The 25,854-nt window shown below is 70.9% G+C and carries 21 protein-coding genes and 1 riboswitch; of the genes, 16 read left to right on the top strand and 5 right to left on the bottom strand.

Features of this window, described 5'->3' with window-relative positions; genetic code table 11:
* Positions 1-9: 9 nt before the first annotated feature.
* The 3 genes from OG242_RS03980 to OG242_RS03970 all read left to right on the top strand — a co-directional run bounded on the left by OG242_RS03980 (position 10) and on the right by OG242_RS03970 (position 3,421).
* Positions 10-1,443, top strand: a complete 1,434-nt coding sequence (locus tag OG242_RS03980) for an RsmB/NOP family class I SAM-dependent RNA methyltransferase (RefSeq protein WP_405896820.1) — start codon at positions 10-12, stop codon at positions 1,441-1,443.
* Between the two features lie 125 nt (positions 1,444-1,568).
* Positions 1,569-2,252, top strand: a complete 684-nt coding sequence (gene rpe / locus OG242_RS03975; protein WP_405896819.1) for a ribulose-phosphate 3-epimerase — start codon at positions 1,569-1,571, stop codon at positions 2,250-2,252.
* 152 nt (positions 2,253-2,404) lie between these two features.
* On the top strand, positions 2,405-3,421 hold the full coding sequence (locus OG242_RS03970; protein ID WP_405901499.1) for a sugar-binding transcriptional regulator: 1,017 nt from the start codon (positions 2,405-2,407) through the stop codon (positions 3,419-3,421).
* A gap of 69 nt (positions 3,422-3,490) precedes the next feature.
* Here OG242_RS03970 and OG242_RS03965 read toward each other — a convergent pair whose 3' ends face one another.
* Positions 3,491-4,513, bottom strand: a complete 1,023-nt coding sequence (locus OG242_RS03965; RefSeq protein WP_405896818.1) for a terpene cyclase — start codon at positions 4,511-4,513, stop codon at positions 3,491-3,493.
* Positions 4,514-4,819: 306 nt separating this feature from the next.
* Between OG242_RS03965 and OG242_RS03960 the strand changes: the two genes are divergently transcribed.
* The 4 genes from OG242_RS03960 to OG242_RS03945 all read left to right on the top strand — a co-directional run bounded on the left by OG242_RS03960 (position 4,820) and on the right by OG242_RS03945 (position 9,649).
* A complete protein-coding gene (locus OG242_RS03960) occupies positions 4,820-6,286 on the top strand; it encodes a GuaB1 family IMP dehydrogenase-related protein (protein ID WP_405896817.1) in 1,467 nt (488 codons plus the stop codon).
* Between the two features lie 140 nt (positions 6,287-6,426).
* A complete protein-coding gene (locus tag OG242_RS03955) occupies positions 6,427-6,882 on the top strand; it encodes an Lrp/AsnC family transcriptional regulator (RefSeq protein WP_093709736.1) in 456 nt (151 codons plus the stop codon).
* Positions 6,883-7,098: 216 nt separating this feature from the next.
* Positions 7,099-7,896, top strand: coding sequence for a carbon-nitrogen hydrolase family protein (locus OG242_RS03950; protein ID WP_405896816.1), 798 nt, complete (start codon positions 7,099-7,101; stop codon positions 7,894-7,896).
* Between the two features lie 52 nt (positions 7,897-7,948).
* Positions 7,949-9,649 carry a flavin monoamine oxidase family protein gene (locus tag OG242_RS03945; RefSeq protein ID WP_405896815.1) on the top strand — a complete coding sequence of 567 codons (1,701 nt, stop codon included), beginning with the start codon at positions 7,949-7,951 and terminating at the stop codon, positions 9,647-9,649.
* A gap of 52 nt (positions 9,650-9,701) precedes the next feature.
* Here OG242_RS03945 and OG242_RS03940 read toward each other — a convergent pair whose 3' ends face one another.
* From OG242_RS03940 to OG242_RS03930, 3 genes are all read right to left on the bottom strand, one after another.
* Positions 9,702-12,479, bottom strand: coding sequence for a CDP-glycerol glycerophosphotransferase family protein (locus tag OG242_RS03940; RefSeq protein ID WP_405896814.1), 2,778 nt, complete (start codon positions 12,477-12,479; stop codon positions 9,702-9,704).
* A gap of 362 nt (positions 12,480-12,841) precedes the next feature.
* On the bottom strand, positions 12,842-14,200 hold the full coding sequence (locus tag OG242_RS03935) for a uracil-xanthine permease family protein (RefSeq protein ID WP_405896813.1): 1,359 nt from the start codon (positions 14,198-14,200) through the stop codon (positions 12,842-12,844).
* Between the two features lie 152 nt (positions 14,201-14,352).
* Complete coding sequence (locus tag OG242_RS03930; protein WP_405896812.1) at positions 14,353-15,579, bottom strand: MFS transporter; 1,227 nt, start codon at positions 15,577-15,579, stop codon at positions 14,353-14,355.
* A 121-nt stretch (positions 15,580-15,700) separates the two neighbouring features.
* Between OG242_RS03930 and OG242_RS03925 the strand changes: the two genes are divergently transcribed.
* Complete coding sequence (locus OG242_RS03925) at positions 15,701-16,894, top strand: ROK family transcriptional regulator (RefSeq protein ID WP_405896811.1); 1,194 nt, start codon at positions 15,701-15,703, stop codon at positions 16,892-16,894.
* 74 nt (positions 16,895-16,968) lie between these two features.
* Here the strand turns inward: OG242_RS03925 and OG242_RS03920 are convergent, their stop codons facing one another.
* The gene (locus tag OG242_RS03920) at positions 16,969-19,314 is read right to left on the bottom strand and encodes a chitinase C-terminal domain-containing protein (RefSeq protein ID WP_405896810.1); all 2,346 of its coding nucleotides are present in this window, start codon (positions 19,312-19,314) and stop codon (positions 16,969-16,971) included.
* A 275-nt stretch (positions 19,315-19,589) separates the two neighbouring features.
* Positions 19,590-19,720, top strand: a riboswitch (FMN riboswitch).
* Positions 19,721-19,869: 149 nt separating this feature from the next.
* Between OG242_RS03920 and ribD the strand changes: the two genes are divergently transcribed.
* The 8 genes from ribD (at position 19,870) to OG242_RS03880 (ending at position 25,758) form a co-directional block, all read left to right on the top strand.
* Positions 19,870-20,970, top strand: a complete 1,101-nt coding sequence (gene ribD / locus OG242_RS03915; RefSeq protein WP_405896809.1) for a bifunctional diaminohydroxyphosphoribosylaminopyrimidine deaminase/5-amino-6-(5-phosphoribosylamino)uracil reductase RibD — start codon at positions 19,870-19,872, stop codon at positions 20,968-20,970.
* Entirely contained in the window at positions 20,971-21,588 is a 618-nt protein-coding gene (locus OG242_RS03910; protein ID WP_405896808.1) for a riboflavin synthase, read from the top strand.
* Positions 21,585-22,229: a nicotinamide riboside transporter PnuC gene (locus OG242_RS03905; protein WP_405896807.1), complete on the top strand. Its 645-nt coding sequence runs from the start codon at positions 21,585-21,587 to the stop codon at positions 22,227-22,229. Before OG242_RS03910 ends, OG242_RS03905 begins: the two co-directional genes overlap by 4 nt.
* The gene (locus tag OG242_RS03900; protein ID WP_405896806.1) at positions 22,226-23,524 is read left to right on the top strand and encodes a bifunctional 3,4-dihydroxy-2-butanone-4-phosphate synthase/GTP cyclohydrolase II; all 1,299 of its coding nucleotides are present in this window, start codon (positions 22,226-22,228) and stop codon (positions 23,522-23,524) included. The genes OG242_RS03905 and OG242_RS03900 overlap by 4 nt, the downstream gene beginning before the upstream one ends.
* A gap of 40 nt (positions 23,525-23,564) precedes the next feature.
* Positions 23,565-24,050, top strand: a complete 486-nt coding sequence (ribH, locus tag OG242_RS03895) for a 6,7-dimethyl-8-ribityllumazine synthase (RefSeq protein WP_405896805.1) — start codon at positions 23,565-23,567, stop codon at positions 24,048-24,050.
* A gap of 34 nt (positions 24,051-24,084) precedes the next feature.
* A complete protein-coding gene (locus OG242_RS03890) occupies positions 24,085-24,357 on the top strand; it encodes a phosphoribosyl-ATP diphosphatase (protein ID WP_018524273.1) in 273 nt (90 codons plus the stop codon).
* A 63-nt stretch (positions 24,358-24,420) separates the two neighbouring features.
* The gene (gene hisG / locus OG242_RS03885; RefSeq protein ID WP_405896804.1) at positions 24,421-25,269 is read left to right on the top strand and encodes an ATP phosphoribosyltransferase; all 849 of its coding nucleotides are present in this window, start codon (positions 24,421-24,423) and stop codon (positions 25,267-25,269) included.
* Positions 25,270-25,293: 24 nt separating this feature from the next.
* Positions 25,294-25,758, top strand: a complete 465-nt coding sequence (locus OG242_RS03880) for a PH domain-containing protein (protein WP_405896803.1) — start codon at positions 25,294-25,296, stop codon at positions 25,756-25,758.
* The last annotated feature ends 96 nt before the right edge of the window (positions 25,759-25,854 follow it).

Raw genomic sequence — 25,854 nt, 5'->3', positions numbered from 1 at the left:
ACCTTTCACGTGAACGACCAGCCGCGTCGCCGTCCCGCCAAGCCGCACCGCCGCCCCCAGAAGGACCCGGTCCGCTTCCTCGCCTTCGAGGTCCTGCGGGCCGTCGACGAGCGCGACGCGTACGCGAACCTCGTCCTGCCGCCGCTGCTGAAGAAGGCCCGCGCCAAGGGCGACTTCGACCACCGGGACGCGGCCCTGGCGACCGAGCTGGTCTACGGGACGCTGCGCCGCCAGGGGACGTACGACGCGATCGTCGCCGCCTGCATCGACCGGCCGCTGCGCGAGGTCGACCCGCCGGTCCTGGACGTGCTGAACATGGGCGTGCACCAGCTGCTCGGCACCCGTATCCCGACCCACGCGGCGGTCTCCGCGAGCGTGGAGCTGGCCCGGGTGGTGCTGGGGGAGGGGCGCGCCAAGTTCGTCAACGCGGTGCTGCGCAAGGTCTCCGCCGACGACCTCGACGGCTGGGTGGCGAAGGTGGCCCCCTCGTACGAGGACGACGCCGAGGACCACCTCGCGGTCGTCCACTCGCACCCGCGCTGGGTCGTCTCGGCGCTCTGGGACGCGCTCGGCGGCGGCCGGGCCGGCATCGAGGACCTGCTCGAAGCGGACAACGAGCGCCCCGAGGTCACCCTCGTCGCCCGCCCCGGCCGCTCCACCACCGCCGAACTCACCGAGGAGCTCGGCGAGGAGAACGCGCTGCCCGGCCGCTGGTCGCCGTACGCCGTGCGGATGGCCGAGGGCGGCGAGCCCGGCGCCCTGACCGCCGTGCGTGACGGCCGGGCCGGGGTCCAGGACGAGGGCAGCCAGCTCGTCGCGGCGGCTCTCGCGGCCGCGCCGCTTGAGGGCAGCGACACCCGGTGGCTGGACGGCTGCGCGGGCCCCGGCGGCAAGGCCGCCCTGCTCGCCGCCCTCGCGGCGGGCCGCGGCGCCGCCCTGCTGGCCGCCGAGAAGCAGCCGCACCGCGCACGCCTCGTGGAGCGCGCCCTGGCCGGCAACCCAGGCCCGTACCAGGTGGTCACCGCCGACGGCACCCGCCCGCCGTGGGGGCCCGAGACCTTCGACCGCGTCCTCATGGACGTGCCCTGCTCCGGCCTCGGCGCGCTCCGCCGCCGCCCGGAGGCCCGCTGGCGCCGCCGCAAGGAGGACCTGGAGGGCTTCGCGCCCCTCCAGCGCGGACTGCTGCGCGAGGCGCTGAAGGCCGTACGCGTCGGCGGTGTCGTCGGGTACGCGACCTGCTCGCCGCACCTCGCGGAGACCCGGGTCGTCGTCGAGGACGTGCTCAAGGGACGCGGTGGGGCGCCCGTCGAGGCCGAGTGGATCGACGCCCGCCCGCTGATGCCCGGGGTGCCCGCACTGGGCGACGGACCCGACGTGCAGCTCTGGCCGCATCTGCACGGCACCGACGCCATGTACCTGGCTCTCCTCCGCCGTACCGGCTGACCGCAGACCCCCGCGCCGGGGCGAAACACCGCGAAACGCCGGGAATGCGCGAACCGTAATGATCCCGTGAGGCTTTGGAGCGCACCGAAGCGGGGAAGTGACGCAGAACATGGCAGGCTTGGCCCATGGCCCAGATCAACCCGAGTATTCTCTCCGCCGACTTCGCGCGCCTCGCCGAGGAGGCGAAGGCCGTCGAAGGTGCCGACTGGCTCCATGTCGATGTCATGGACAACCACTTCGTGCCCAATCTGACCCTCGGCGTTCCGATCGTGGAATCGCTCAGCAGGGCCACGGACACGCCGCTGGACTGCCACCTGATGATCGAGGACGCGGACCGCTGGGCACCGCAGTACGTCGAGGCGGGGGCCGGGTCGGTCACCTTCCACGCCGAGGCCGCCGCCGCTCCGGTGCGGCTGGCCCGCGAGATCCGCGCCAAGGGCGCCCGCGCCTCCATGGCGCTCAGGCCGGCGACGCCCATCGAGCCGTACGAGGACCTGCTCCCCGAGCTCGACATGCTGCTGATCATGACGGTGGAGCCGGGCTTCGGCGGCCAGGCGTTCCTGGACATCATGCTGCCGAAGATCCGCCGCACCCGTGAGCTGATCTCCAAGCACGGCCTCGACCTGTGGCTCCAGGTCGATGGCGGGGTCTCCGAGTCCACCATCGAGCGGTGCGCCGAGGCGGGCGCCGACGTCTTCGTCGCGGGCTCCGCCGTGTACGGCGCCGAGGACCCGGCCGCCGCGGTGCGGGCCCTGCGCGCCAAGGCCGACGGGGCCATCGGCTCGGCCGGCTGGGCCTGCGCGCACTGAGGTCGCGGCGGTGCGGGCGCGCGAGCAGGAGGTCGTCCGGGCCAAGGGCAGATGAACGGGGTCCGACGGGACCGGTCAGGGATCGCCGTATCTGACAGGATGAACGGCGTATCAAGAGCGTGAACAGCAGTGAGGAGAACGCGGTGTCTGCAATGTCGGCGGGCCGGTCCGCCCTGCGGATGGGGCCCGCGGAGCTGGTGCAGGCGGCGGCCATGGCCCGCCGCTTCTACCTCGAGGGCAAGTCCAAGATCCAGATCGCCGAGGAGTTCGGCGTCAGCCGTTTCAAGGTGGCCCGCGTCCTGGAGACCGCTCTGGAGCGTGACCTCGTACGGATCGAGATCCGTGTCCCGGCCGAGCTGGACGCCGAGCGCTCCGACGCGCTCCGCGCCCGCTACGGTCTGCGCCACGCGGTCGTCGTCGAGTCCCCGGCGGAGGAGCAGGACGACGCCGCGGACCCGGAGAACCTCGGCGAGGTCGCGGCCGACCTGCTCGGCGAACTGGTGACCGAGGGCGATGTGCTCGGACTCGCCTGGGGCCGCTCCACCATCCACATGGCCGCCGCCCTCGACCGGCTGCCCCCGTGCACGGTCGTGCAGCTCACCGGGGTGTACGACGCCGGCACCGCCGAGCGCGGTTCGGTGGAGGCCGTGCGGCGCGCCGCCCAGGTCTCCGGCGGCGAGGCCCACCCGATCTACGCGCCGATGCTGCTGCCGGACCCGGCGACGGCCGCCGCGCTGCGCCACCAGACGGGGATCGCCCGCGCCTTCGACTACTTCGACAAGGTGACGGTCGCGGCCGTCTCCATCGGTTCCTGGGAGCCCGGGATCTCGACCGTGCACGACATGCTCTCCGACGAGGAGCGCCGGCACTACGCCTCGCTCGGCGTCGCCGCCGAGATGTCGGCCCACCTGTTCGACGCGGAGGGCCGCCGGGTCGGCCGGGACCTCGGCGAGCGGTGCATCACCGTCGAGACGGACCGGCTGCGCCGGATTCCCGAGGTGGTGGCCATCGCGGGCGGGCAGCGCAAGGCCGCCGCGATCGGCGCGGTGCTGCGGTCCGGCCTGGTCACCAGCCTGGTCACGGACACCGCCGCCGCCGACTACCTGCTGACGGAGTCCGCGGCCCCGCGCCGGCCGGCCCTGGAGCGCGCGGACCCGGACGGCGACTGACCGTACGGGCACACGGGAGAGGGGCGAGCGGTCACAGGCCGCTCGCCCCTCTTCCCGTACGGCCGGTACTCAGTCCTGGGACACGCCCAGCACCGTGGCCTCCAGGTACTGCTCGGGCTGCTCGTACTGGCTGACGTCGGCCGGGTTGTAGCGGGGCGTCTGCCGGGACCAGTCGAGGTTGCCGCGCATCCAGCTGCGCATGCCGTCGAGGTACGGCTCCAGCATCGGCGTCAGCTGCGGATAGGCCTCCAGCAGCTCGGACTCCGCCTTCAGGAAGCGCTCCGTCTCGACGGCGATCTCCGCGCAGACGTGCTCAAGCGCCTGCTGCTTGCCGTAGCCACGGTGGTGGCGGGCCAGGTGGACCAGGTTGTGGATCTCGCCGAGCACCTGTTCCTTCTCGTACGAGTACACGTCATTGGCCCAGCAGACGTGGTTGCAGGACGCCTCCAGCGCGGTGATGAACCGGGGGTCGTTGTGGATCGACGAGGGTGCCTCGATGCCCGCGACGATCTCTATCAGGTCCATGCAGACGATGATCGCGCCGGTGTGGCGGCGCTTCTCTATGTACAGCTCCTCCGACGGCACCACGCCCGCCGCCCGGTTCCCGGCCTCCCAGGTGGTGGCGGTGGTGAGGTACTTCTTCAGGTGCCAGGCGAACCGGCGCCGCCAGTGCACCGCCGCGGTCGGCGTCGTACGTTGCCACAGGTCCATGAGGGCGACCACGGCGGCGGGCAGCTCCTCGTTCTCCATGACGCCGGTGCGGGTGCCCTCGACGACGGCCAGCATCAGGGCGACGACGTCCCGCACCCGCTCGGGGCTGCGCCCGAGGTGGCCGTCGTCGAGCTGGTCGTCGACGAGGAAGAGCCAGACGAACCAGTCGGCGACGAGGTCGAGGTTCTCACTGTCGGCGGTCGGGTAGACCATCCCGACGAACGCCCCGAAGTCCGCCTGCTCGAAGCGCTCCCTGGCCGAATCGCGGTGCACCAGACCGGTGTTGCGGGTCCAGGCGTCCAGATGTTCCCGTACGTGTGCGACGTGCGGGTTCGTCCGCTGGGGGAACGGGCAGTAGATGTCCGGCAGTTCGTTCTCCACGGGCGGGTCGTGATCCTCTCCGGTCGTACGGGTGACGGAAGTTGAGCATGCTCCGTCCGTTCCTCCGGGGCGCAGTGGTGACCCACGGGACCTGCGGGTTTGAAGCTACCTGACCCCCTGTCACCAGGTCCAGGGCAGATGATCGGGAATGGTTGAAAGCTGTTCGGGTAAGGTCTGTGGGCAAGGCAGGTTGCACTTGCCCGGGACTCCCGCAGCGGTCCTTCGTAGGAACGTACGAGGGCGGGAGTCATTTGCTGTGTCTTCGTTGAAGCGACCTGCGCCATTTCGTATGAAAAAATGAGTGTTATGCGTTTTCTTGAGCCCGGCACCGGTCGCTACACAGAGTCCTCCTCGGTCCCGTACGACCTCACGTACGACGACGTCTTCATGGTCCCGGGCCGGTCGGCGGTCGGATCGCGCCAGGCCGTCGACCTCTCCTCGCCCGACGGCAGTGGCACCACCATCCCGCTGGTCGTCGCGAACATGACCGCGATCGCGGGCCGCCGGATGGCCGAGACCGTTGCCCGCCGCGGCGGCCTCGTCGTCATCCCGCAGGACATCCCGATCGAGGTCGTCACCGAGGTCGTCTCCTGGGTGAAGACACGCCACCTGGTCCTCGACACCCCCATCGAGCTGTCCCCGGGCCAGACCGTCGCCGACGGGCTGTCCCTGCTGCACAAGCGCGCGCACGGCGCCGGGGTCGTCGTCGACGCCGAGCGCCGCCCCGTCGGCGTGGTCACCGACCACGACCTGACCGGCGTGGACCGCTTCACCCAGCTCTCCGAGGTCATGTCCAAGGACCTGGTCCTGCTGGACGCGGACATCGACCCGCGCGACGCCTTCAACAAGCTCGACGGCGCCAACCGCAAGCTCGCCCCCGCCGTCGACGCGGACGGCCGCCTCGTCGGCATCCTCACCCGCAAGGCCGCCCTGCGCGCCACGCTCTACACCCCGGCCACCGACGCGGCCGGCAAGCTGCGGATCGCCGCCGCCGTCGGCATCAACGGCGATGTGGCCGGCAAGGCCAAGCAGCTCCTCGACGCCGGCGTCGACACCCTCGTCGTGGACACCGCGCACGGCCACCAGGAGTCCATGATCAGCGCCGTGCGCGCGGTCCGGGCACTGGACCCGCAGGTGCCGATCGTGGCGGGCAACATCGTCGCCGCCGAGGGCGTGCGCGACCTCATCGAGGCCGGCGCGGACGTCATCAAGGTCGGCGTCGGACCCGGCGCCATGTGCACCACCCGGATGATGACCGGCGTGGGCCGGCCCCAGTTCTCCGCCGTCCTCGAGTGCGCCGCCGAGGCGAAGAAGTACGGCAAGCACGTCTGGGCCGACGGCGGGGTCCGCCACCCGCGCGACGTCGCCATGGCGCTCGCGGCCGGCGCGTCCAACGTGATGATCGGCTCCTGGTTCGCCGGCACGTACGAGTCCCCGGGCGACCTCCAGCAGAGCGCCGACGGCCGCTTCTACAAGGAGTCCTTCGGCATGGCGTCCGCGCGCGCCGTGAAGAACCGCACCTCCGACGAGTCCGCGTACGACCGCGCCCGCAAGGCGCTCTTCGAGGAGGGCATCTCCACCTCGCGGATGTTCCTGGACCCCGCGCGCCCCGGCGTCGAGGACCTGATCGACTCGATCATCGCGGGCGTCCGATCCTCCTGCACCTACGCGGGCGCGGCCTCCCTCGCCGAGTTCGCCGAGAAGGCCGTCGTCGGCGTCCAGAGCGCCGCCGGCTACGCGGAGGGCAAGCCGCTGCACGCCAGCTGGAGCTAGGGGGCGTTCAGGCGCTGTCCGGCCCTGATCCGCCGGACCGGTCCTGACCCGTGGTCTACTGCCGGGGGGCGGCACACCGTCCCCCGGCATCGTCATGCCCGGCTCCGCCCGTGCTCCCGCAGAGAAGTGACCCGTACGACGTGCGACTGAACGACCTCGACGAACGCATCGTCCACGCCCTGGCCGAGGACGCCCGCCGCTCCTACGCCGACATCGGCTCGATCATCGGCCTGTCCGCGCCCGCCGTGAAACGCCGCGTGGACCGGCTGCGCGCCGAGGGCGCCATCACCGGGTTCACCGTGCGGGTCGACCCGGCGGCGCTCGGCTGGGAGACCGAGGGGTACATCGAGATCTACTGCAGCCGCAACACCTCACCGGATTCGATCAAGCAGGGCCTCGCCCGTTATCCCGAGGTCGCCTCCGCGTCCACGGTCACCGGCGACGCGGACGCGCTCGTCCAGGTCTTCGCGGCGGACATGCGGCACTTCGAGCAGGTCCTGGAGCGGATCGCCGGCGAGCCGTATGTGGAGCGGACGAAGTCCGTGCTGGTGCTTTCGCCGCTGTTGCGGCGGTATTCGTCCGGGTCGCCGGGGTAGCCCTCGCGCGTGGGGGTGAGCCCGGTCCTCCGGCGAGGGTTCCGTCCTCAAACGCCGGACGGGCTGGGGTGGTCCTCGCGCAATGAATCGCCGTGCCCCGCCCGAACCGCGCAACGGATCGGCGGTCGATGCGCAACGGTCGCGCCTTGTCCGGGCCGAACGGCTGAACGTACCGTTTCTACGTCCCCGCCCCGCCCGTATCGACCGAGGTCAGCCATGCCGCCGTTGCGCACCGCCCTGCTCCAGAGCTCCGGACGCCCCGGCTCGGTGGCCGGCTCCGTCGAGCTGCTGGCGGACGCCGCGCGCCGCGCCGCCGCCACCGGCGCCCGGCTCCTCGTCTGCCCCGAGCTGTACCTGACCGGGTACGCCATCGGTGACGACGTCCCCCGGCTGGCCGAGGCCGCCGACGGGCCCGCCGCCCGCGCCGTCGCCGAGATCGCCGTGCGGCACGAGATCGCCGTCCACTACGGCTACCCCGAGCGCGAGGGCGACACCCTGTACAACTCCGCGCAGCTCATCGGCCCCGACGGCACCGCGCTCGCCAACTACCGCAAGACCCACCTCTTCGGCGACTTCGAGCAGCGCTGGTTCGCCCCCGGCGGGCAGCCCGTGGTCCAGGCGGAGCTGGACGGCATCCGCATCGGCCTGCTGACCTGCTACGACGTCGAGTTCCCGGAGAACGTACGGGCGCACGCCCTGGCCGGCACCGATCTCCTGCTGGTCCCGACCGCGCTGATGCACCCCTTCTCGTTCGTCGCCGAATCCCTCGTCCCGGTCCGCGCCTTCGAGAGCCAGCTGTACATCGCGTACGTCAACCGGACCGGCCCGGAAGGCGAGTTCGACTTCACCGGGCTGAGCTGCCTGGCCGGACCCGACGGCACGGTCCGCGCCCGTGCGGGACGTGGCGGGGAACTCGTCACCGCCGACGTCGACCCCGCCCTGCTGGCCGCCTCCCGGGCAGCCAACCCGTATCTGCGCGACCGCCGCCCCGGCCTGTACGGCTCCCTCGTCTGAGCCCGCCCGCCCCCGTCACGTCTTCGCCTTTCCCGCAAGGAGCCCGTACCCCATGACCGCCGTGCCCCCCGCCGTCCAGCACACCGAGGAAGCGGCCCCACCGATCACCATGTTCGGGCCGGACTTCCCGTACGCGTACGACGACTTCCTCGCCCACCCGGCGGGCCTCGGCCAGATACCGGCGACCGAGCACGGCACCGAGGTGGCCGTCATCGGCGGCGGGCTCTCCGGCATCATCACCGCGTACGAACTGATGAAGATGGGCCTGAAGCCGGTCGTCTACGAGGCCGACCGCATCGGCGGACGGCTGCGCACCGTCGAGTTCGAGGGCTGCGCCACGGACGGCGAACCGCTCACCGCCGAGATGGGCGCGATGCGCTTCCCGCCCTCCTCGACCGCCCTCCAGCACTACATCGACCTCGTCGGCCTGGAGACGAAGGCGTTCCCCAACCCGCTCTGCCCGGCCACGCCCTCCACCGTCGTCGACCTCAAGGGCGAGTCGCACTACGCCCGGACCATCGACGAACTCCCGCAGGTCTACCGCGATGTGATGGACGCCTGGAACGCCTGCCTGGAGGAGGGCGCCGACTTCTCCGACATGAACCGGGCGATGCGCGAGCGCGACGTCCCCCGGATCAGGGAGATCTGGTCCCGGCTCGTCGAGAAGCTCGACAACCAGACCTTCTACGGCTTCCTCTGCGACTCCGACGCCTTCAAGTCGTTCCGGCACCGCGAGATCTTCGGCCAGGTCGGCTTCGGCACCGGCGGCTGGGACACCGACTTCCCCAACTCCATCCTGGAGATCCTGCGCGTCGTCTACACCGAGGCCGACGACCACCACCGCTCCATCGTCGGCGGCAGCCAGCAGCTCCCGGTGCGCCTGTGGGAGCGCGAGCCGCAGAAGACCGTGCACTGGCCGCTCGGCACCTCGCTGTCCTCGCTGCACGGCGGCGAGCCGCGCGGCGCGGTCACCCGGCTCAACCGCACGGCCGGCAACCGGATCACCGTCACCGACGCCTCCGGCGACATCCGCACCTTCCGGGCGGCCGTGTTCACCGGCCAGTCCTGGCTGCTGCTCTCCAAGATCGCCTGCGACGACGCGCTCTTCCCGATCGACCACTGGACGGCGATGGAGCGCACCCACTACATGGAGTCGTCCAAGCTGTTCGTGCCCGTCGACCGGCCCTTCTGGCTGGACAAGGACGAGGTCACCGGGCGCGACACCATGTCGATGACGCTGACCGACCGGATGACCCGGGGCACGTATCTGCTGGACGACGGGCCGGACCGGCCGGCCAGCATCTGCCTCTCGTACACCTGGTGCGACGACAGCCTGAAGTGGCTGCCGCTCTCGGCGACCGAGCGCATGGACGTCATGCTGAAGTCGCTCGGCGAGATCTATCCGAACGTCGACATCCGCAGCCACATCACCGGCAACCCGGTCACCGTGTCCTGGGAGAACGAGCCCTGGTTCATGGGTGCGTTCAAGGCCAACCTGCCCGGCCACTACCGCTATCAGCGGCGGCTGTTCACCCACTTCATGCAGGACCGGCTGCCCGCCGACAAGCGGGGCCTGTTCCTGGCGGGTGACGACATCTCCTGGACGGCCGGCTGGGCCGAGGGGGCCGTGCAGACCGCGCTGAACGCCGTGTGGGGCGTCATGACCCACTTCGGCGGCACGACCGACGCGACCAACCCCGGCCCCGGCGACCGCTTCGACGAGCTGGCGCCGGTGGAACTTCCCGAGGACTGAGCCGAACCCCCGGCCACGAGCCCGTGGCCGGGGGTTCGGGCACGTACAGCGCTCAGCCGTCGGTCGGGGCTGCGGCGTGCGGTCCGCCGACGAGCAGCCGGTCCACGACCCGCGCGGTCGCGAGGCCGTCCCCGGGCTCGCAGAAGTCCCTCTTGAACTGCGCGTACTTCTCCCGGTACTCCGCTTCGACGGCCTCGACGTCGCGCAGGGCCTTGACCAGCTCTTCGGAGGTCTTCAGCAGCGGGCCGGGCGCCCGGGTGGTGAGGTCGAAGTACAGGCCACGCAGCGAGTCCCGGTAGTGCTCCAGGTCGTAGGTGAAGAACAGCATCGGCCTGCCCGAGTGCGCGAAGTCGAAGAGCACCGAGGAGTAGTCGGTGATCAGGACATCGGCGACGAGGTACAGATCGGCGATGTCCGGGTAGCGGGTGACATCCCACACGAAGCCCTGGCCGGCGCCCGGCACGCTGTCATGGACCCTGGGGTGCTTGCGGAAGAGCAGCACGTGGTCGTGACCGAGTTCGGCCTGGGCCGCGGCCAGGTCGATCCGCAGATCGAGTTTGTACATCTTGTTCGCGTGCCGCTGGTCCTCCCGCCAGGTGGGAGCGTAGAGCACCACCTTCTTGCCCTCGGGCAGGCCGAGCCGCTCCCTGACCCGCGCGGCCCGCGCGTCACGGTCGGGGGCGTGGAAGACGTCGTTGCGCGGATAGCCGCTCTCGAGCAGGTCGCCCTCGATGGAGTACGCCCTGCGCATGATCTCCGTGGTGTACGCGTTCGGCGACACCACGAAGTCGAACTGCCGATAGCTGTGCGGCAGGCCGGCAATATAGGCGGGACTCGCCGAGGGAGAGCCGAGCTGGTCCTTACCGAGCTTCTTCAGCGGCGTGCCGTGCCAGGTCTGTACGACCTGTTGCCCGGGGCGGGTGACGAACCAGTCACCCACCGGCGTGTTGACGACGACGTAGCGGCTGCGTGCCAGTGCCTCGAACCACTCGCGGGTGCCCCGGCCCACCAAAGTCGCTTCCGGCGGCATCTCGGGCAGCCCCGCGTCCTGGGTCCAGATGTGCTCGACCTCGACCCCTCGGCGCACCAGCTCCTCGTAGACCGCCCGCGGGGAATCCGAGAACTGCTTGCCAGAGAAGCTTATGTAGAGGACCGCCTCGCGCAAGGGGAGCTTGCGCTGCTCGTGGAAGTACGTCTCGCGCAGTATGCGCTGCCGGTAGACGCTGTGCTCATCGGGGCCGAGCAGCCGCTGCGGCTCGATGTAGATGCGGTCGAAGTGGCGGCGGTCCACGGTGTAGGGGCGTTGCGGGCCGCTCACGGACATGGGCAGCTCCTGCACCTGTTCCGGACGCAAGGTCACCGGGACGTCGGCGGACTTGTCCCAGGCGTCCGAGTCGCGGAAGAACAGGTACCAGCGACCGGGGCACAGGGGCAGCTCGGGGCCGTGCGTCTGCGGGGCGGCCTCGGTATTGATCCGAAGTGTGAACCGCCCGTCGGCGAGCTCGACGGGCAGCTCCTTCTCCTCGAAGCGGACGCCGTGCCGCAGGATGAACTTCTTCCCGGCCGCCGCCTCACCGGGATACGTGCCCTCGAGTACCAGCTCCCCCGACTCCGTCACCGTCATCGCGTCGACGACGGGACGTACGGCTCGCGTTGCCAGCACCAGTCTGCCGGGCCCGTTGCGGTGGATGGCCAGCTCACGGCCGGGAGTGAGCCCATGCCTTGACGTCGTGAAGCCCTCGGCGAGGAGCGCGTCCTGGCCCTGCCCGTCGTCTCCGCGCAAGGTCACCTTGAACTGCCGGTTCTTGGTTCCCGGCAGGTCGTTCTCGGCCAGCTGGGCCAGGCTGAAGACCGCCTGGTGGCGTCGGAACGCGTCGGTCGAACCGGACAGGGGAGCGAGCGGGCTGTCGAACCTGTTGTCGCCTTCGACGATGCTCACGGCGGTGGGGGCCTCGACGCCGCCGCGCCCCCTGGTGACGATCCGCAGTTCGCCGTCCTCGACAGTGCAGGACTCGACCTCGACAGCGGGCTGCCGCACCGTGATACTCACGGCGTTCTTGGTGAAGCCGACCACGAGATGTGAGCCGTCCGCCAGATGACGCACCTGGTTGTGCCCGGCCGTGCCCGCGTCGTGCTGGCGCACCCGGGCGCCGTAGGTTCCGCCCGGTCCCGGTATCCCGACGTAGAGGAACCACTGGCCGGCACCGAGCCCGGCGATCTCGTGCAGCCGACGAGCGGGAACGACGACTTCGAAGCCCGACTGGTCGTAGCAGTGCATGGTCTGTTTGGAGGCGGCGGTGGCCTGCCTGTCCGTGGTGCGGCGCATGCGCAGTTTGATGCGACGGCCGGTCTCGCCGTGCTCCAGCACCGCGGAACGGCCGATGACGCGGCCCGACTGCCGCGGCAGGTTCGCGACAAACGCGTACCCTCGCCACACCAGATCGTCGCCTCGCCAGTCGACCGAGGTGAGCTGCGCCGTCACCGGCAAGTCGCGAGGCTGGAGCGTGGTTATCCGTTCAGGCAGCGCGAGGCTCCGCAGCCCCGGCAGCACCAGACGCGGGTGCCTGACGCCTGCCACGTGAAAGGTGTTCGGGTTCTTGCGCTGGTACCTGATCACCTTGATGAGATCCTCGGTACGCCCCTCGGCAGCGAGGTACCACATGACGCGCGCAGCCGGACGGAGGCCGGTGAGCGCCTTCTCACCATGGACGTCGAGCAGTTTCCGCGCCGCGGCGCTCAACTCCGCGCGCTCGGCCTGCGAGCTCTCGGGGAAGAAGCGCAAGGCCCTCTGCACTTCTGCCGGTGCGAGATCGGCGAGAGACTGCGCCATGAATAACGCCCTTCTTCAATGTGGCAGTCGACTTTGAGTCGTCGCGCGTCAACCGAGCCTGCCTGCGATTGGTGCGGAATTATCGTACGCAACCAGGGAGAGGGCACTTGCCGAAGTCGCGTGCGATCGGCCGGGCCCGGAGGCGAGGGTAACCGCAGCTCGGAAGATGTAAAGCCCCGTTCCGACAACGTCAAACCCGTTGTCACCCTCGCGCATCCCAAGCGCTTTGAGAATGTTTCGCCCGGATTCTCCCGAACGGGTTTGCGGCGGAACGGGTGCTGCGGCGCTTGCGGGCGCCTCAACTCGTGATGGTTGTACGGAGCTCATGGAAAATTCTGTGACGTAGCTTACAACAACGCCCTTTAATTCTCAGGGGTCTCGACAACCCCGGGCTCGGTCTTCAGATGCGCGGGCGCCAGGGCCCGAAGGGCGTGGTAGCCGAGGACGACGATCAGCGTTCCCAGCGCGATGCCGCTGAGCTCGAAGTTGTCGGTGAGTGTCAGGCTGACGTTGCCGATTCCCACGATGAGTCCCGCGGCCACGGGCACGAGGTGGAGCGGGTTGGACAGGTCGACGCGGGAGCGGACCCAGATCTGGGCGCCCAGCAGGCCGATCATGCCGTAGAGGATGACGGTGATTCCGCCGAGGACCCCGCCGGGGATGGCGGCCACGACGGCACCGAACTTGGGGCAGAGCCCGAACAGGATCGCGAAACCGGCGGCGCACCAGTAGGCGGCCGTCGAGTAGACGCGGGTGGCGGCCATGACGCCGATGTTCTCGGCGTACGTGGTCGTGGCAGGACCGCCGACGGACGTCGACAGCACGGTGGCCGCGCCGTCGGCCATGATCGCCGTTCCGAGCTTGTCGTCCAGCGGGTCGCCGGTCATCTCGCCCACGGCCTTGACGTGTCCGGCGTTCTCAGCGATGAGCGCGATGACGACCGGCAGGGCGACGAGGACCGCGGAGAGGGAGAAGCCCGGGGCGTGGAAGGTGGGAAAGCCGACCCAGTCGGCCTTGCCCACCCCTGAGAGGTCGAGGCGCCAGTGGTCGACCGATTCCGTTCCTCCGGCGGGGGAGTGGATCTTGCCGAAGACGCGGTCGAGGACCCAGGAGACCAGGTAGCCGAAGGCCAGGCCGAGGAAGATCGCGATGCGGGACCAGAAGCCGCGCAGCACGACGAGGGCGAAGCCCGTGAAGAGCATGGTGAGCAGCGCCGTCCACTGGTCCTGGGGCCAGTACGTGCCGGCGGTGACGGGAGCCAGGTTGAACCCGATCAGCATGACTACCGCGCCCGTGACCACCGGTGGCAGGACCGCGTGGATGATGCGGGCGCCCAGAGCGCGGACGACCGCCCCGCACAGGAACAGGACCGCGCCGACGGCCAGCAGTGCGCCGGTGAGGGTCGCCGCGTCGCCGCCCTGGGTCTTGATGACCGCGGCCACGCCGATGAACGACAGGCTGCTGCCGAGGTAGCTGGGGATACGGCCCCGGGTGATGAGGAGGAAGAGGATGGTGGCCACACCCGACGCCATGACGGCCAGGTTGGCGTCCAGACCCATCAGGATCGGGGCGACGAAGCAGGCCCCGATCATGGAGACGACGTGCTGTGCGCCGAGGCCGGCCGTGCGCCCCCAGGCGAGCCGCTCGTCCGGTCTCACGACCTCGCCGGGTGCGAGGCTCTTGCCGTCGCCGTGCAAGGTCCAGCGCACGCCGAGGCCCATGGTTGCTCCCTGTGTGTAGGTGCATGAGCCCGTATCGGCGGGACACGGCGCTCATCGCGGAAAAGACCAGCGCCATGGTAGTGGTGCCCGGCTCGCGCCCCCCGGCCGGACCCACCCGTTCCGGTTCGCCGGTTTCGCGGAGTCGGGGCAGGTCAGGGGCGGGGCTCGGCCGCCGGTACGTCGCGGACCGCGCTTCCGGCCACCGGCTTGCGGTCACCGGCTCGCAGCACCCCGGCCCCCAGCACCAGACCGAACGCCAGCACCGACACCAGGCCGAACGACACCACCAGCGAGGTCGCCTCGGCCAGTGAACCGATCATCGACGGGGCGATGAGCCCGGAGGTGTACGTGATCGTGGCGACGCCCGCGATGGCCTGGGCCGGCCTGGGTCCGCTGCGACCCGCCGCCGCGAAGGCGAGCGGGACCACCACGGCGATCCCGAGCCCCATCAGCCCGAAGCCGCACATCGCGAGGGTCACATGTGGAGCGGTGACCACCAGGACCCCGCCGACCGTGGCCAGGACGCCGCCCGCCCGTACGGTGCGCACGGCGCCGAAGCGGTCGACGATCCGGTCGCCGGCGATCCGGGCGACCGCCATGGTCAGCGCGAACGCGGTGGTGGACGCGGCCGCGAGACCGGCCGAGCTGTCCAGCGTGTCGCGGAGGTAGACCGCCGACCAGTCGAGGCTGGCGCCCTCGGCGAACACCGCGCAGAAGCCCACCGCACCGATGACCAGGGCCGACTTCGGCGGCAGCGCGAACCGCGGCGGCGGCTCCTCGTCCGGCTCGCTGCGCAGGTCCAGCACCCACTGGCAGGCGGCCAGGCCCACGAGGGTCAGGACCAGCGCCGCTGTCAGGTGGTGCAGCCGGGCGTCCGCGCCCACATGGGCGGCCACCGTGCCCGCCGCCGAGCCGATCAGGGCGCCCACGCTCCACATCCCGTGCAGCCCGGACATGATCGACTTGTCGAGACGGTTCTCCACCTCGACCCCGAGCGCGTTCATCGCGACGTCGGACATGCCTGCCGACGCCCCGTACACGAACAGCGCCCCGCAGAGGGTGAGCAGGTTGGGTGCCAGTGAGGGCAGGATCAGGGCCAGCGTCCACAGGGCGAGCAGGCCGCGCAGGGCGGTCCGCGCGCCGAAGCGGTGGCTCACCGCCCCGGCCAGCGGCATGGCCACCGAGGCGCCGATCGCGGGGAACGCGAGGGCGATGCCGAGCTGGCCGGCGCTGACGCCCGCGTGGTCCTGGATCCAGGGGACCCGGGTGGCGAAGCTGCCGGTCACCGCCCCGTGCACGGTGAAGACCGCCGCTACGGCGTACCGGGCCCGCCGCACCTCGCCGGTGCCGAAGACCGTAGCCGTGGATTCCGTCGTCATACCGCCGTTTCCCTCCCCTGGAGTCCTTCTCCACGATGCGGGCGATAAACTATCAGGAACCCTGCCTGATAAATAGACCGCCCGCGCTTCGGGCTCGGCGGTGATCTGGAAGGATTCCGGCATGCCCGCATCACCGAGCACCGCCCGGGCCATCAACGACCGGCTCGCCCTGCGCCATCTCCAGCAGGACGGCCCCCTGACGGCCACCCAGTTGAAGACCCTCACCGGGCTCTCCCGGCCCACCGTCGCGGACCTCGTCGAACGCCTCCGGGACGCGGGTCTGATCCATGTCGTCGGCGAGACCGGGGCCGACCGCCGGGGGCCCAACGCCCGGCTCTACGGCATCGTCGCGGACCGCGCCCTGCTGGCCGGCCTGGACGTGCGCACCGACAGCGTCGCCGTCGTCGTCGCGGATCTGCTGGGCGCGACGCTGGCCGAGGCGACGCTGCCGATCGGCAGCGAGACCGAGGGGGACGACGCCGTCGAGCAGGCCGTCGCCCTGCTGGCGGCCACCGCCCGCAGTGCCGGGAGCGCGCCCCTGCACAGCGTCGGCGTCGGCGCGCCGGGACTCATCGACCCGGTGACGGGCGAGCTGCGGGACAGCACCGGCCTGCCCTCCTGGCACCGCAGCCTGGTCCGGGCGCTCCAGGAACGGCTGCCGGCGACGGTCCTCGTCGAGAACGAGACGAACCTCGCCGCCGTCGCCGAGCACCGCGCCGGCGCGGCCCGCGACCACGACACGTTCGTCCTGCTCTGGCTCGGCCACGGGGTGGGGGCGGCGGTGATGCTCGACGGGAAGCTGCGCCGGGGGGCCTCGGGCGGTGCTGGCGAGATCGGCTTCCTGCCGGTGCCGGGCACGGTCGGAACGCCCTCGGCCGTCAACTGCGACGGGGGCTTCCACTCGTTGGCGGGTTCGGTGCCGCTCTGTGAACTGGCCGCCGGTTACGGCATCGCCGTTACGGAGGAGGGCCAGGAGCCCGGTGCGGCGGCGGCCGTCCGGGCGGCGCTCGCGGGGGAGGGCGACAGCGAGGGCTTCCTCGACGCCGCCGCCGACCGGATCGCGCTGGGCGCGGCCGCGGTGGCGTCGGTCCTCGACCCGGGGCTGGTCCTGCTCTCCGGGGAGGTGGGGCACGCGGGGGGCGGCGCGTTGGCCGCCCGGGTCTCGGGGCGGCTGAAATCGATGTCCCCGCTGCGGACGGAGGTCCGGGCGGGGCTGCTGGGCGGCACGGCGGTCCGCCGGGGGGCGTTGCTCGCGGCGCGGGAGGCGGCGCAGGAGGCGCTGTTCGCGCCACAGTCAAGCCCGTCCGGCGTTTGAGGACGGAACCGGTTCGCCCGGTCCGGGGCGGGGGGTTCCGTCCTCAAACGCCGGACGGGCTTCAAAGGGAACGGTCAGCAGGCGCCCAGGTCCTGCCAGACGCCCCATTCACCGGTGGAGCCGGGCTTCTCGCCCTTCGTCCACCACTTCGCCTTCCACTGGTGGCCGTCCTGGCTCACCGTCGTACCGGCGCCGTACTCCGCGCTCGCGCTCCACGCCGCAGCCGCGCACGTGCCGCCCGACGGGTCCGGGCCGGGGCCGGTCGTGCCCGACGGGTCGGGGGCCGGCGTCGAGCCCGTGTCCGGTTCGACGACCGTCGTACCGCGGGCCAGGTCCGCCGCCAGGGCGTAGGACTTGCCGCCGAAGGTCACCGTCCAGTTGGACGGGGTGGACGTCGGCAGGTAGTACACGAAGTCCACCTGGACCGACGCGCCGGGCGCCAGGCTCTGCCAGGACGGCAGCTTCAGGGAGACGCGGTTGTAGTCGCCCTTCAGCCCGCCGACGTTGTTCGCGGCCGTGTGGTCGCTCCGGACGATCGTGGTGCCGAAGCCCGACTGGTCCTTGGCGTTGGCGGGCGCCGAGGTGGAGTAGTCGAACTGGAACTCCGTGCCGCCGGGCAGCGTCGCCTTCGTGTTGTTGGTGATCGTCAGCTTGGGGCTGATCGGGTAGTTGGAGTCGCCGAGCGGGAACTGGCCGAAGGACACGTCGATGTCCAGGGCCTGCGTCGGCAGGTCGATCGTGGAGCGCTTCGCCCCGTACGGCGCGGCCTTCTTGAAGGTGTCGTACATCGTCGAGGTGAGCGTCGAGCCGGGCTCGTACTGGCCCTTGGACGCGTTCCAGCCGTAGTCGCCGGCCAGCTCCCAGATCATCGTGCCGCCGATGCCCTTGTCGGCCACGTAGTCCGCCTTGGCCTGCACGGACTGCTCGTCCTCGGTGGAGAGGAAGACCTTCTTCTCGGCGTTCCACAGCCACGGAGCGACGAGCGTGGAGTCGTAGTTGCGTACGTAGGCGCCGGTCAGCTTCGTGTCCGCGGGGAACCCGTAGTCCGTGACGTAGTCGCCGACGATGCCCTTCTCCAGGTTCTTGGCGTGCCACATCGGGTTGGAGCCGGCGGGCGCCTCCTTGCCGTTGGTGTCCTGGTCGTGCCAGAGGTTGTCGATGCCGACGGCGCCGTCACCGCACTTGGTCAGCCCCGCACCGGCCGGACAGTCGGTGGAAGCCGCCTTGCCCCACAGGCCGTTGGTGCCGCCCTGCACGTTCTTGAAGCCGCGGGTGTAGTACGGCAGGCCGATGTTGATACGGCCGGACGGCATGGAACCGCGGAAGTAGTGGTACGCCCAGTCGGTGTTGAGGTAGCCGGTGCCGCCGTACTGCGAGGTCGAGTAGACGCTCGCCTGGGCGAGTTCGGCGTCCTTGCCGTCGTCGAACAGCGCGGCGTTGGGGCCGACGTACTCGTTCCAGGCGCCGTGCAGGTCGTACGACATGATGTTGACGTAGTCCAGGTACTTCTGGACCTGGAAGGTCTCCATGCCGCGCAGCAGGTAGCCGGACGAGGGGGCGGCGACGCTGAGCAGGTAGTGGTGGCCGTCGGCGGCGGAGGCCCGGTCGAGCTTCTCGCGCAGGGTCTTCATCAGCGCGGCGTAGCTCTTGACCAGACCCGCCCGGCGGGCGTTGGACAGCGTCCAGTCCAGCGGGTTCCCGGCGTCCTTCATGGTGGTCGGGTACTCGTAGTCGATGTCGACGCCGTTGAAACCGTACTTCCGGATGAAGTCGACGGTCGAGTCCGCGAAGGTGTTGATCCCGGCCTGGTTGACCGAGCCGTCGGCGTTGGCGGCCATCGAGTAGAAGCCGCCGGAGTCGACGCGCTTGCCGCTGTCGTCGAAGTAGCCGCCGGTCTCGGCCCAGCCGCCGACGGAGACCATCGTCTTGACGTTCGGGTACTGCTTCTTGAACTTGCTCAGCTGGTTGAAATGGCCCTTGTAGGGGAGGTCCGGGTCCATTTCGGCGCCCTTGACGCCCGGCCAGGTCATGCCGGTGGAGGCGTTTTCCGGCCCGTCCGCGCCGACGGAGATCTTGTTCGATCCGTCGACGTGGGCGAAGGCGTAGTTGAGGTGGGTGACCTTGTCCCAGGGGATGTCGGAGGCGAGGTAGGCGGGCTTGCCGTCCTTGCCGGTCCGCCAGTTCGTGAAGTAGCCGATGACGCGCCGCGGGTGGTCGGCGCCCATCTTCTCGCGGCCCTCGGAGTCGTACACGGAGCAGTAGGGGACGGCGACGCCCGGCGTCTCGTAGAGCCCGTCGGGGCGACAGGACTCCTGGTCGGCGGCTTGCGAGGGGGTAGCGGCGAGCGAGCCGATCAGCAGCGCGGCGATGGAGACGCCGGCGGCGAGGAGCGAGGCTCTCGCGCGAGTGGGGGACAGCACGTTCGGTTCCTCCTGGGGAGGTCGGCAGAACACAACTGACAAGGGGGTGGGTCGTGTTGGGTCCCGGGCGTGCGCACACCAGGAAACCGGTCCTCGGAGGTGACGCAGAGATTAAGAGGACTAGACCAGTGCGTCAATAGGTCTGGACCAATCGCGATCCATTCCTCTACGGGTGTCCGAAAAGAGCCCTTGTCACGGGCTGTCTGTGAGCCACTCCACAGCGTTCACCCGTATGGCTCATGCCCGCTCGTGGCACACTGATCGTGTACCAGCAGCAGCGCACTCCGGGGTCGGTGCAATTCCGAACCGGCGGTTATAGTCCGCGACCCGTCCGCATCCAGCGGCCGGTTGACCAGGTGGGATTCCTGGACCGACGGTTAAAGTCCGGATGGGAGGCAGTGCGCGGCGGGCCGTTTCGCGGGTACGCCGCCGTCGGCGGATGGTTTCCGGACCTTCCGGCATTCCGGCATTCCGGCGTCCCTGTCGTGCGTTCCCGCTTCTTCTGTCGTCATCGACAGGCCCCGGAGTCCGTGCCCGAAGAGGCAGGAGGACCCGGTGGACACCGCAGCCGACACCACCGCCATGCGCCGAGCCATCGCGCTCGCCGCCCGCGGCCTCGGCTCCACCAGCCCCAACCCGGTCGTCGGATGCGTCGTCCTCGACGCCGCCGGGCAGACCGTCGGCGAGGGCTTCCACCAGCGCGCCGGCGGCCCGCACGCCGAGATCCACGCCCTGCGCGCGGCCGGCGACCGGGCCCGTGGCGGCACCGCCTACGTCACCCTCGAACCCTGTAACCACACCGGCCGCACCGGCCCCTGTGCCCAGGCGCTCATCGAGGCCGGCGTAGCCCGGGTCGTCTACGCCGTCGGCGACCCGAACCCGCAGGCCACCGGCGGTGCCGACACCCTCCGCGCCGCCGGCGTCCGGGCCGAGGCGGGCCTCCTCGCCGACGAGGCCGAGGCGGGCAACGCCGCCTGGCTGACCTCGGTGCGCCGGGGCCGCCCGCACGTCACCTGGAAGTACGCGGCGAGCCTGGACGGCCGGGTCGCCGCCGCCGACGCCACCAGCCGCTGGATCAGCTCCGCCGAGTCCCGCGCCGACGTCCACCGGCTGCGCGCCGAGGCGGACGCGGTCGTCGTCGGCTCCGGCACCGCCCGCGCCGACGACCCCCAGCTCGGGGTGCGCGGCGTCGACGGCGCGGTCCAGCCCCTGCGGGTCGTCGTCGACACCCGCGCCACCGCCGTCCGGCCCGGCGCCCGGGTCCTCGACGCCTCCGCGCCCACCCTGGTCGCGGTCGCCGAGGACGCCGACGCCCGCCACCTGCCCGACGAGGCCGTCCTGCGCCTCCCGCGCGCCCACGGCGGGCCCGGCCTCGACCTGACCGCCCTGCTCGCCGCCCTCCACGAGCGCGGCGTGCGCTCCGTACTCCTCGAAGGGGGCCCGGTCCTGGCCGGTGCCTTCGTCGCCGCGGGACTCGTCGACAAGGTCGTCGGCTATCTCGCCCCCGTCCTCCTCGGCGCGGGACCCGCCGCCCTCGCCGACGCCGGAATCCCCACCCTCGCCGAGGCGTTGCGCCTCGATGTGACGGAGACCGTCCGCATCGGCCCCGATCTGCGCGTCACCGCCGTTCCCGGCCCCGCCCGGAAGGAAAACTGAGTGTTCACCGGAATTGTCGAAGAACTGGGTGAGGTCACCGCCGTCGAGCAGCTCGACGACGCCTCCCGCTTCCGTCTGCGCGGCCCCGTCGTCACCGAGGGCGCCAAGCACGGCGACTCGATCGCCGTGAACGGCGTCTGCCTGACCGTCGTGGACCTCGGCGAGCACGAGTTCACCGCCGATGTGATGGCCGAGACGCTGAACCGCTCCAGCCTCGGCGCCCTGACGACCGGCTCCCGCGTCAACCTCGAACGCCCCATGGCGCTCGGCGGGCGGCTCGGCGGCCACATCGTCCAGGGCCACGTCGACGGCACCGGCCGCATCCTGGAGCGCCGGCCCTCCGAGAACTGGGAGATCGTGAAGATCTCGCTCCCGGCCGCCCTCACCCGGTACGTGGTGGAGAAGGGCTCGATCACCGTCGACGGCGTCAGCCTGACCGTGGTGGACGCCGGACCCGACTACTTCACCATCAGCCTCATCCCCACCACCCTCGCGCTGACCACGCTCGGCATCAAGGGGCCCGGCGACCCGGTCAACCTCGAAGTGGACGTCATCGCGAAGTACGTCGAGCGACTGCTCGGCGACTCCGCCCCGCAGACCGGCAAGGACCCGAAGTGAGCGCCCTGCACTGGCTGAACTCCGAGGCCTTCACCGTCCTCGACCAGCACATCATCTGGTCCGACATGATCGGCAACACCATCGGCCTGATCGCCCTCGCGCTCGGCTGGCTGCGCTCGATCTGGACCTGGCCCGCCCAGCTCCTGTCCGGCGTCGTGCTGGTCGCCGCCAACGTCTCCGTCCAGCAGGCGGGCAGCGTCGGCAAGCAGGTCATCGTCATCGCGGTCGCCGTCTGGGGCTGGCAGCAGTGGACCCGGGGCCGGCAGCAGGCCCAGGACGGCTCCCTAGCGGTCCGCTTCGCCACCTGGCGCGAACGCGGCTACCTGGTCGGCGGGGCCGCCCTCGGCACCCTCGCGGTCGGCGGCCTGTTCACCGCCTTCCCCTCGCTCTCCTGGAGCCCGTGGGCGGACGCCTACATCTTCGCCGGCACGCTGGTCGCGATGCTCGCCCAGGCCCGCGGCATGGTCGAGTTCTGGTTCGCCTGGCTGCTCGTCGACCTGGTCGGCGTCCCGCTGAACTTCCACAGCGGACTCGCCTTCTCCGGTCTCATCTACGTCGTCTACGGCGCCCTCGTCCTGTGGGGCATGCGCGACTGGTGGCTGCGTACGCGGACACCCGCTCTGGAAGGAGCCACGGCATGACTGCCCGGCCCACCTGGCTGCACCCGGACCACGGAGCGCCCGTCGAGGACCTCGCCCTCGACCCCGTCGAGCAGGCCGTCCGCGACATCGCGGCCGGCCGGCCCGTCGTGGTCGTCGACGACGAGGACCGCGAGAACGAGGGCGACCTCGTCATCGCCGCCGAGAAGGCCACCCCCGAGATCATCGCCTTCATGATGAGCGAGTGCCGCGGCCTGATCTGCGCGCCCATGGAGAGCGACGAGCTGGAACGGCTCGAACTGCCCCAGATGGTCGACCACAACACCGAGTCGATGCAGACCGCGTTCACCGTCTCCGTCGACGCCTCCGCCGCCCACGGCGTGTCCACCGGCATCTCCGCCGCCGACCGCGCCACCACGCTCCGCCTGCTCGCCGGCGGTACGGCCGGCCCCGGCGACTTCGTGCGCCCCGGCCACGTCTTCCCGCTGCGTGCCCGCTCCGGCGGGGTGCTCGTGCGCAACGGCCACACCGAGGCCGCCGTCGACCTGGCCCGGCTCGCCGGCCTGAGGCCCGCCGGGGCGATCGTCGAGATCGCGGGCGAGGACGGGGTCATGCTGCGGCTGCCCCAGCTGGTGCCGTTCGCCCGCAAGCACGGCCTCACGATCATCTCCATCGAGGACCTGGTCGCGTACCGCCGCAGCAGCGAGCCCACCGTCCGCCGCGAGGCCGAGGTCCGTCTCCCGACCCGCTTCGGCGCGTTCACCGCGTACGGCTACCGCTCCACCGTGGACGGCGTCGAGCACGTCGCGCTGGTCCACGGCGACATCGAGGACGGCGAGGACGTCCTGGTCCGCGTCCACTCCGAGTGCCTGACCGGCGACATCTTCGCGTCCGAGCGCTGCGACTGCGGCCCCCAGCTGCACGCCTCCATGCGCCGCATCACGGACGAGGGGAGCGGCGTCGTCGTCTACCTGCGCGGCCACGAGGGCCGGGGCATCGGCCTGCTCTCCAAGCTGCGCGCGTACGAACTCCAGGAGCGGGGCGTCGACACGCTCGACGCCAATCTGGAGCTCGGCCTGCCCGCCGACGCCCGGGACTACGCGGCCGGCGCCCAGATCCTCAAGGACCTCGGCGTGCACAGCCTGCGCCTGATGACCAACAACCCCGACAAGACCGCCGCGATCATCCGGCACGGCCTGACCGTCACCGGCCGCGAGCCGATGCCCGTCCAGGCCGGCGAGCACAACCTGCGGTACCTGCGCACCAAGCGCGACCGCATGGGACACGACCTGCCCTGGCTCGACGCCGCCACCGCGTCGACCTGCGGCAACCAGTAGCTCCACCAGCAGTCACCCGTACAGAGAAGCCAGGAGAGACATGAGCGGCAAGGGCGCACCCGAACTGTCCGTACGCAACTGCGGTGACCTCCGTGTGGCGGTCGTCGCCGCACAGTGGCACGAGAAGGTCATGGACGGACTCGTCGACGGCGCCCTGCGCGCCCTGCACGAGCTGGGCATCGACGAGCCGACCCTGCTGCGGGTCCCCGGCAGCTTCGAGCTCCCGGTCGTCGCCAAGGCGCTCGCCGGACGCGGGTACGACGCGATCGTCGCCCTCGGCGTGATCATCCGCGGCGGCACCCCGCACTTCGAATACGTGTCCCACGGCGTCACCAACGGCCTCACCCAGGTCGCCGTCGACACCGGCGTCCCGGTCGGCTTCGGCGTCCTCACCTGTGACACCGAGGAACAGGCGCTCGACCGCGCGGGCATCGAAGGGTCCAACGAGGACAAGGGGCACGAAGCGGTCACCGCCGCCGTCGCCACCGCCGCCACACTGCGCTCGGTCAGCGAACCCTGGCGCTGAGTGCGGGCCCGGCACCCCGTATTCTGAGCACATCATGGCGAACAAAACCTTCGAAGAGCTCTTCGCCGAGCTGCAGCTCAAGGCCGCCAACGGCGACCCCTCCACCTCCCGCACCGCCGAGCTGGTGGACAAGGGGGTCCATGCCATCGGCAAGAAGGTCGTCGAGGAGGCCGCCGAAGTCTGGATGGCCGCCGAGCACGAGAGCAAGGACGCCGCCGCCGAGGAGATCTCGCAGCTGCTGTACCACGTCCAGGTGATGATGGTCGCGCGCGGGATCTCCCTCGACGACGTCTACGCCCACCTCTGAGCCAGGCCCCGCACGCTCCCGTACGTCATCCCGCCACACCTTTCGCAAAGGAAACCCGACCTCATGCTGCGCATCGCCGTCCCCAACAAGGGTGCTATCTCCGGGCCTGCGATGGCGATGCTCCATGAGGCGGGCTACAAGCAGCGCAAGGAGTCGAAGGAACTCGTCCTCGTCGACCCCGCCAACGAGGTCGAGTTCTTCTACCTGCGCCCCCGCGACATCGCCATCTACGTCAGCTCGGGCCGCCTCGACATCGGCATCACCGGCCGCGACCTGCTGCTCGACTCCGGCGCCGAGGCCGAGGAGATCCTCCAGCTCGGCTTCGCCCGCTCCACCTTCCGCTACGCCACCAAGCCCGGGACCGTAGCGGGACCGCAGGACTTCGGCGGCCTGACGATCGCCACCTCCTACGAGGGCATCGTCGCCAAGCACCTCGCCGAGTCCGGCGTCGACGCCTCCGTCGTCCACCTCGACGGCGCCGTCGAGACCGCCATCGAGCTCGGCGTCGCCCAGGTCATCGCGGACGTCGTCGAGACCGGCACCAGCCTGCGCAACGCCGGCCTCGAAGTCATCGGTGAACCCATCATGACCTCCGAGGCCGTCGTCATCCGGCGCACCGGCGCCCCCGCCGAAGAGCCCAAGGTCCAGCAGTTCCTGCGCCGCCTCCAGGGCGTCCTGGTGGCCCGCAGCTACGTGATGATGGACTACGACTGCCGCGTCGAGCACCTGGAACGCGCCGTCGCCCTCACCCCCGGCCTGGAGTCGCCGACCATCTCCCCGCTGCACCACGAGGGCTGGGTCGCCGTCCGCTCCATGGTCGCCGCCGCCGAGGCGCAGCGGATCATGGACGACCTGTACGACCTCGGCGCCCGCGCCATCCTCACCACCGCGATCCACGCCTGCCGGCTCTGACGGCGGGGACGGAAGAAGAGCACGATGTCAGCCCCCACACCCCCGCCCGGCCTCCCGGCCCTGCCGGTCACCTTCCGGCCGACCCGCACCCGGGTGGTCCTGCTGGCCGTCGGCGCGGCGATGTTCGCCGTCATCACCGTCGTCGCCTTCACCCTCGAACAGCTCAGCGGGGGAGAGCGGGTCAGCTTCGTCTTCACCGCGCTGCTGTTCTTCGGCGTCCTGGCGCTGCTCAGCCGCCCCAAGGTCGTCGCCGACGAGGAGGGCGTGACGGTGGTCAACCTCACGCGCACCCGTCGCCTCTCCTGGGCGCAGATCGTCCGCGTCAACCTGCGGGCCGGCGACCCGTGGGTCTTCCTCGACCTCAGCGACGGCACCAGCATGCCCGTCCTCGGCATCCAGCCCGGCATCGCCAAGCAGCGGGCCATCCGGGACGCCCGGGCCCTGCGCGCCCTCGCCGAGAACCACGGCACGGGCACGGACAACGGCTAGGTCCTGTCTGGAGTTCCGCCGCGACGCCGCGGGGGAACTCCAGACAGGACCTGGGGGGCGTCTTGCCCCGTACGGCCCTGCGTTGATTACTCTGGA

Origin of the sequence: Streptomyces sp. NBC_00727, assembly GCF_045161745.1 — a bacterium.
In the GTDB taxonomy this organism is placed as follows: Bacteria; Actinomycetota; Actinomycetes; order Streptomycetales; family Streptomycetaceae; genus Streptomyces.
The sequence above is the reverse complement of the archived record's forward strand: the minus strand, read 5'-3'. Positions and strand labels throughout refer to the sequence as shown.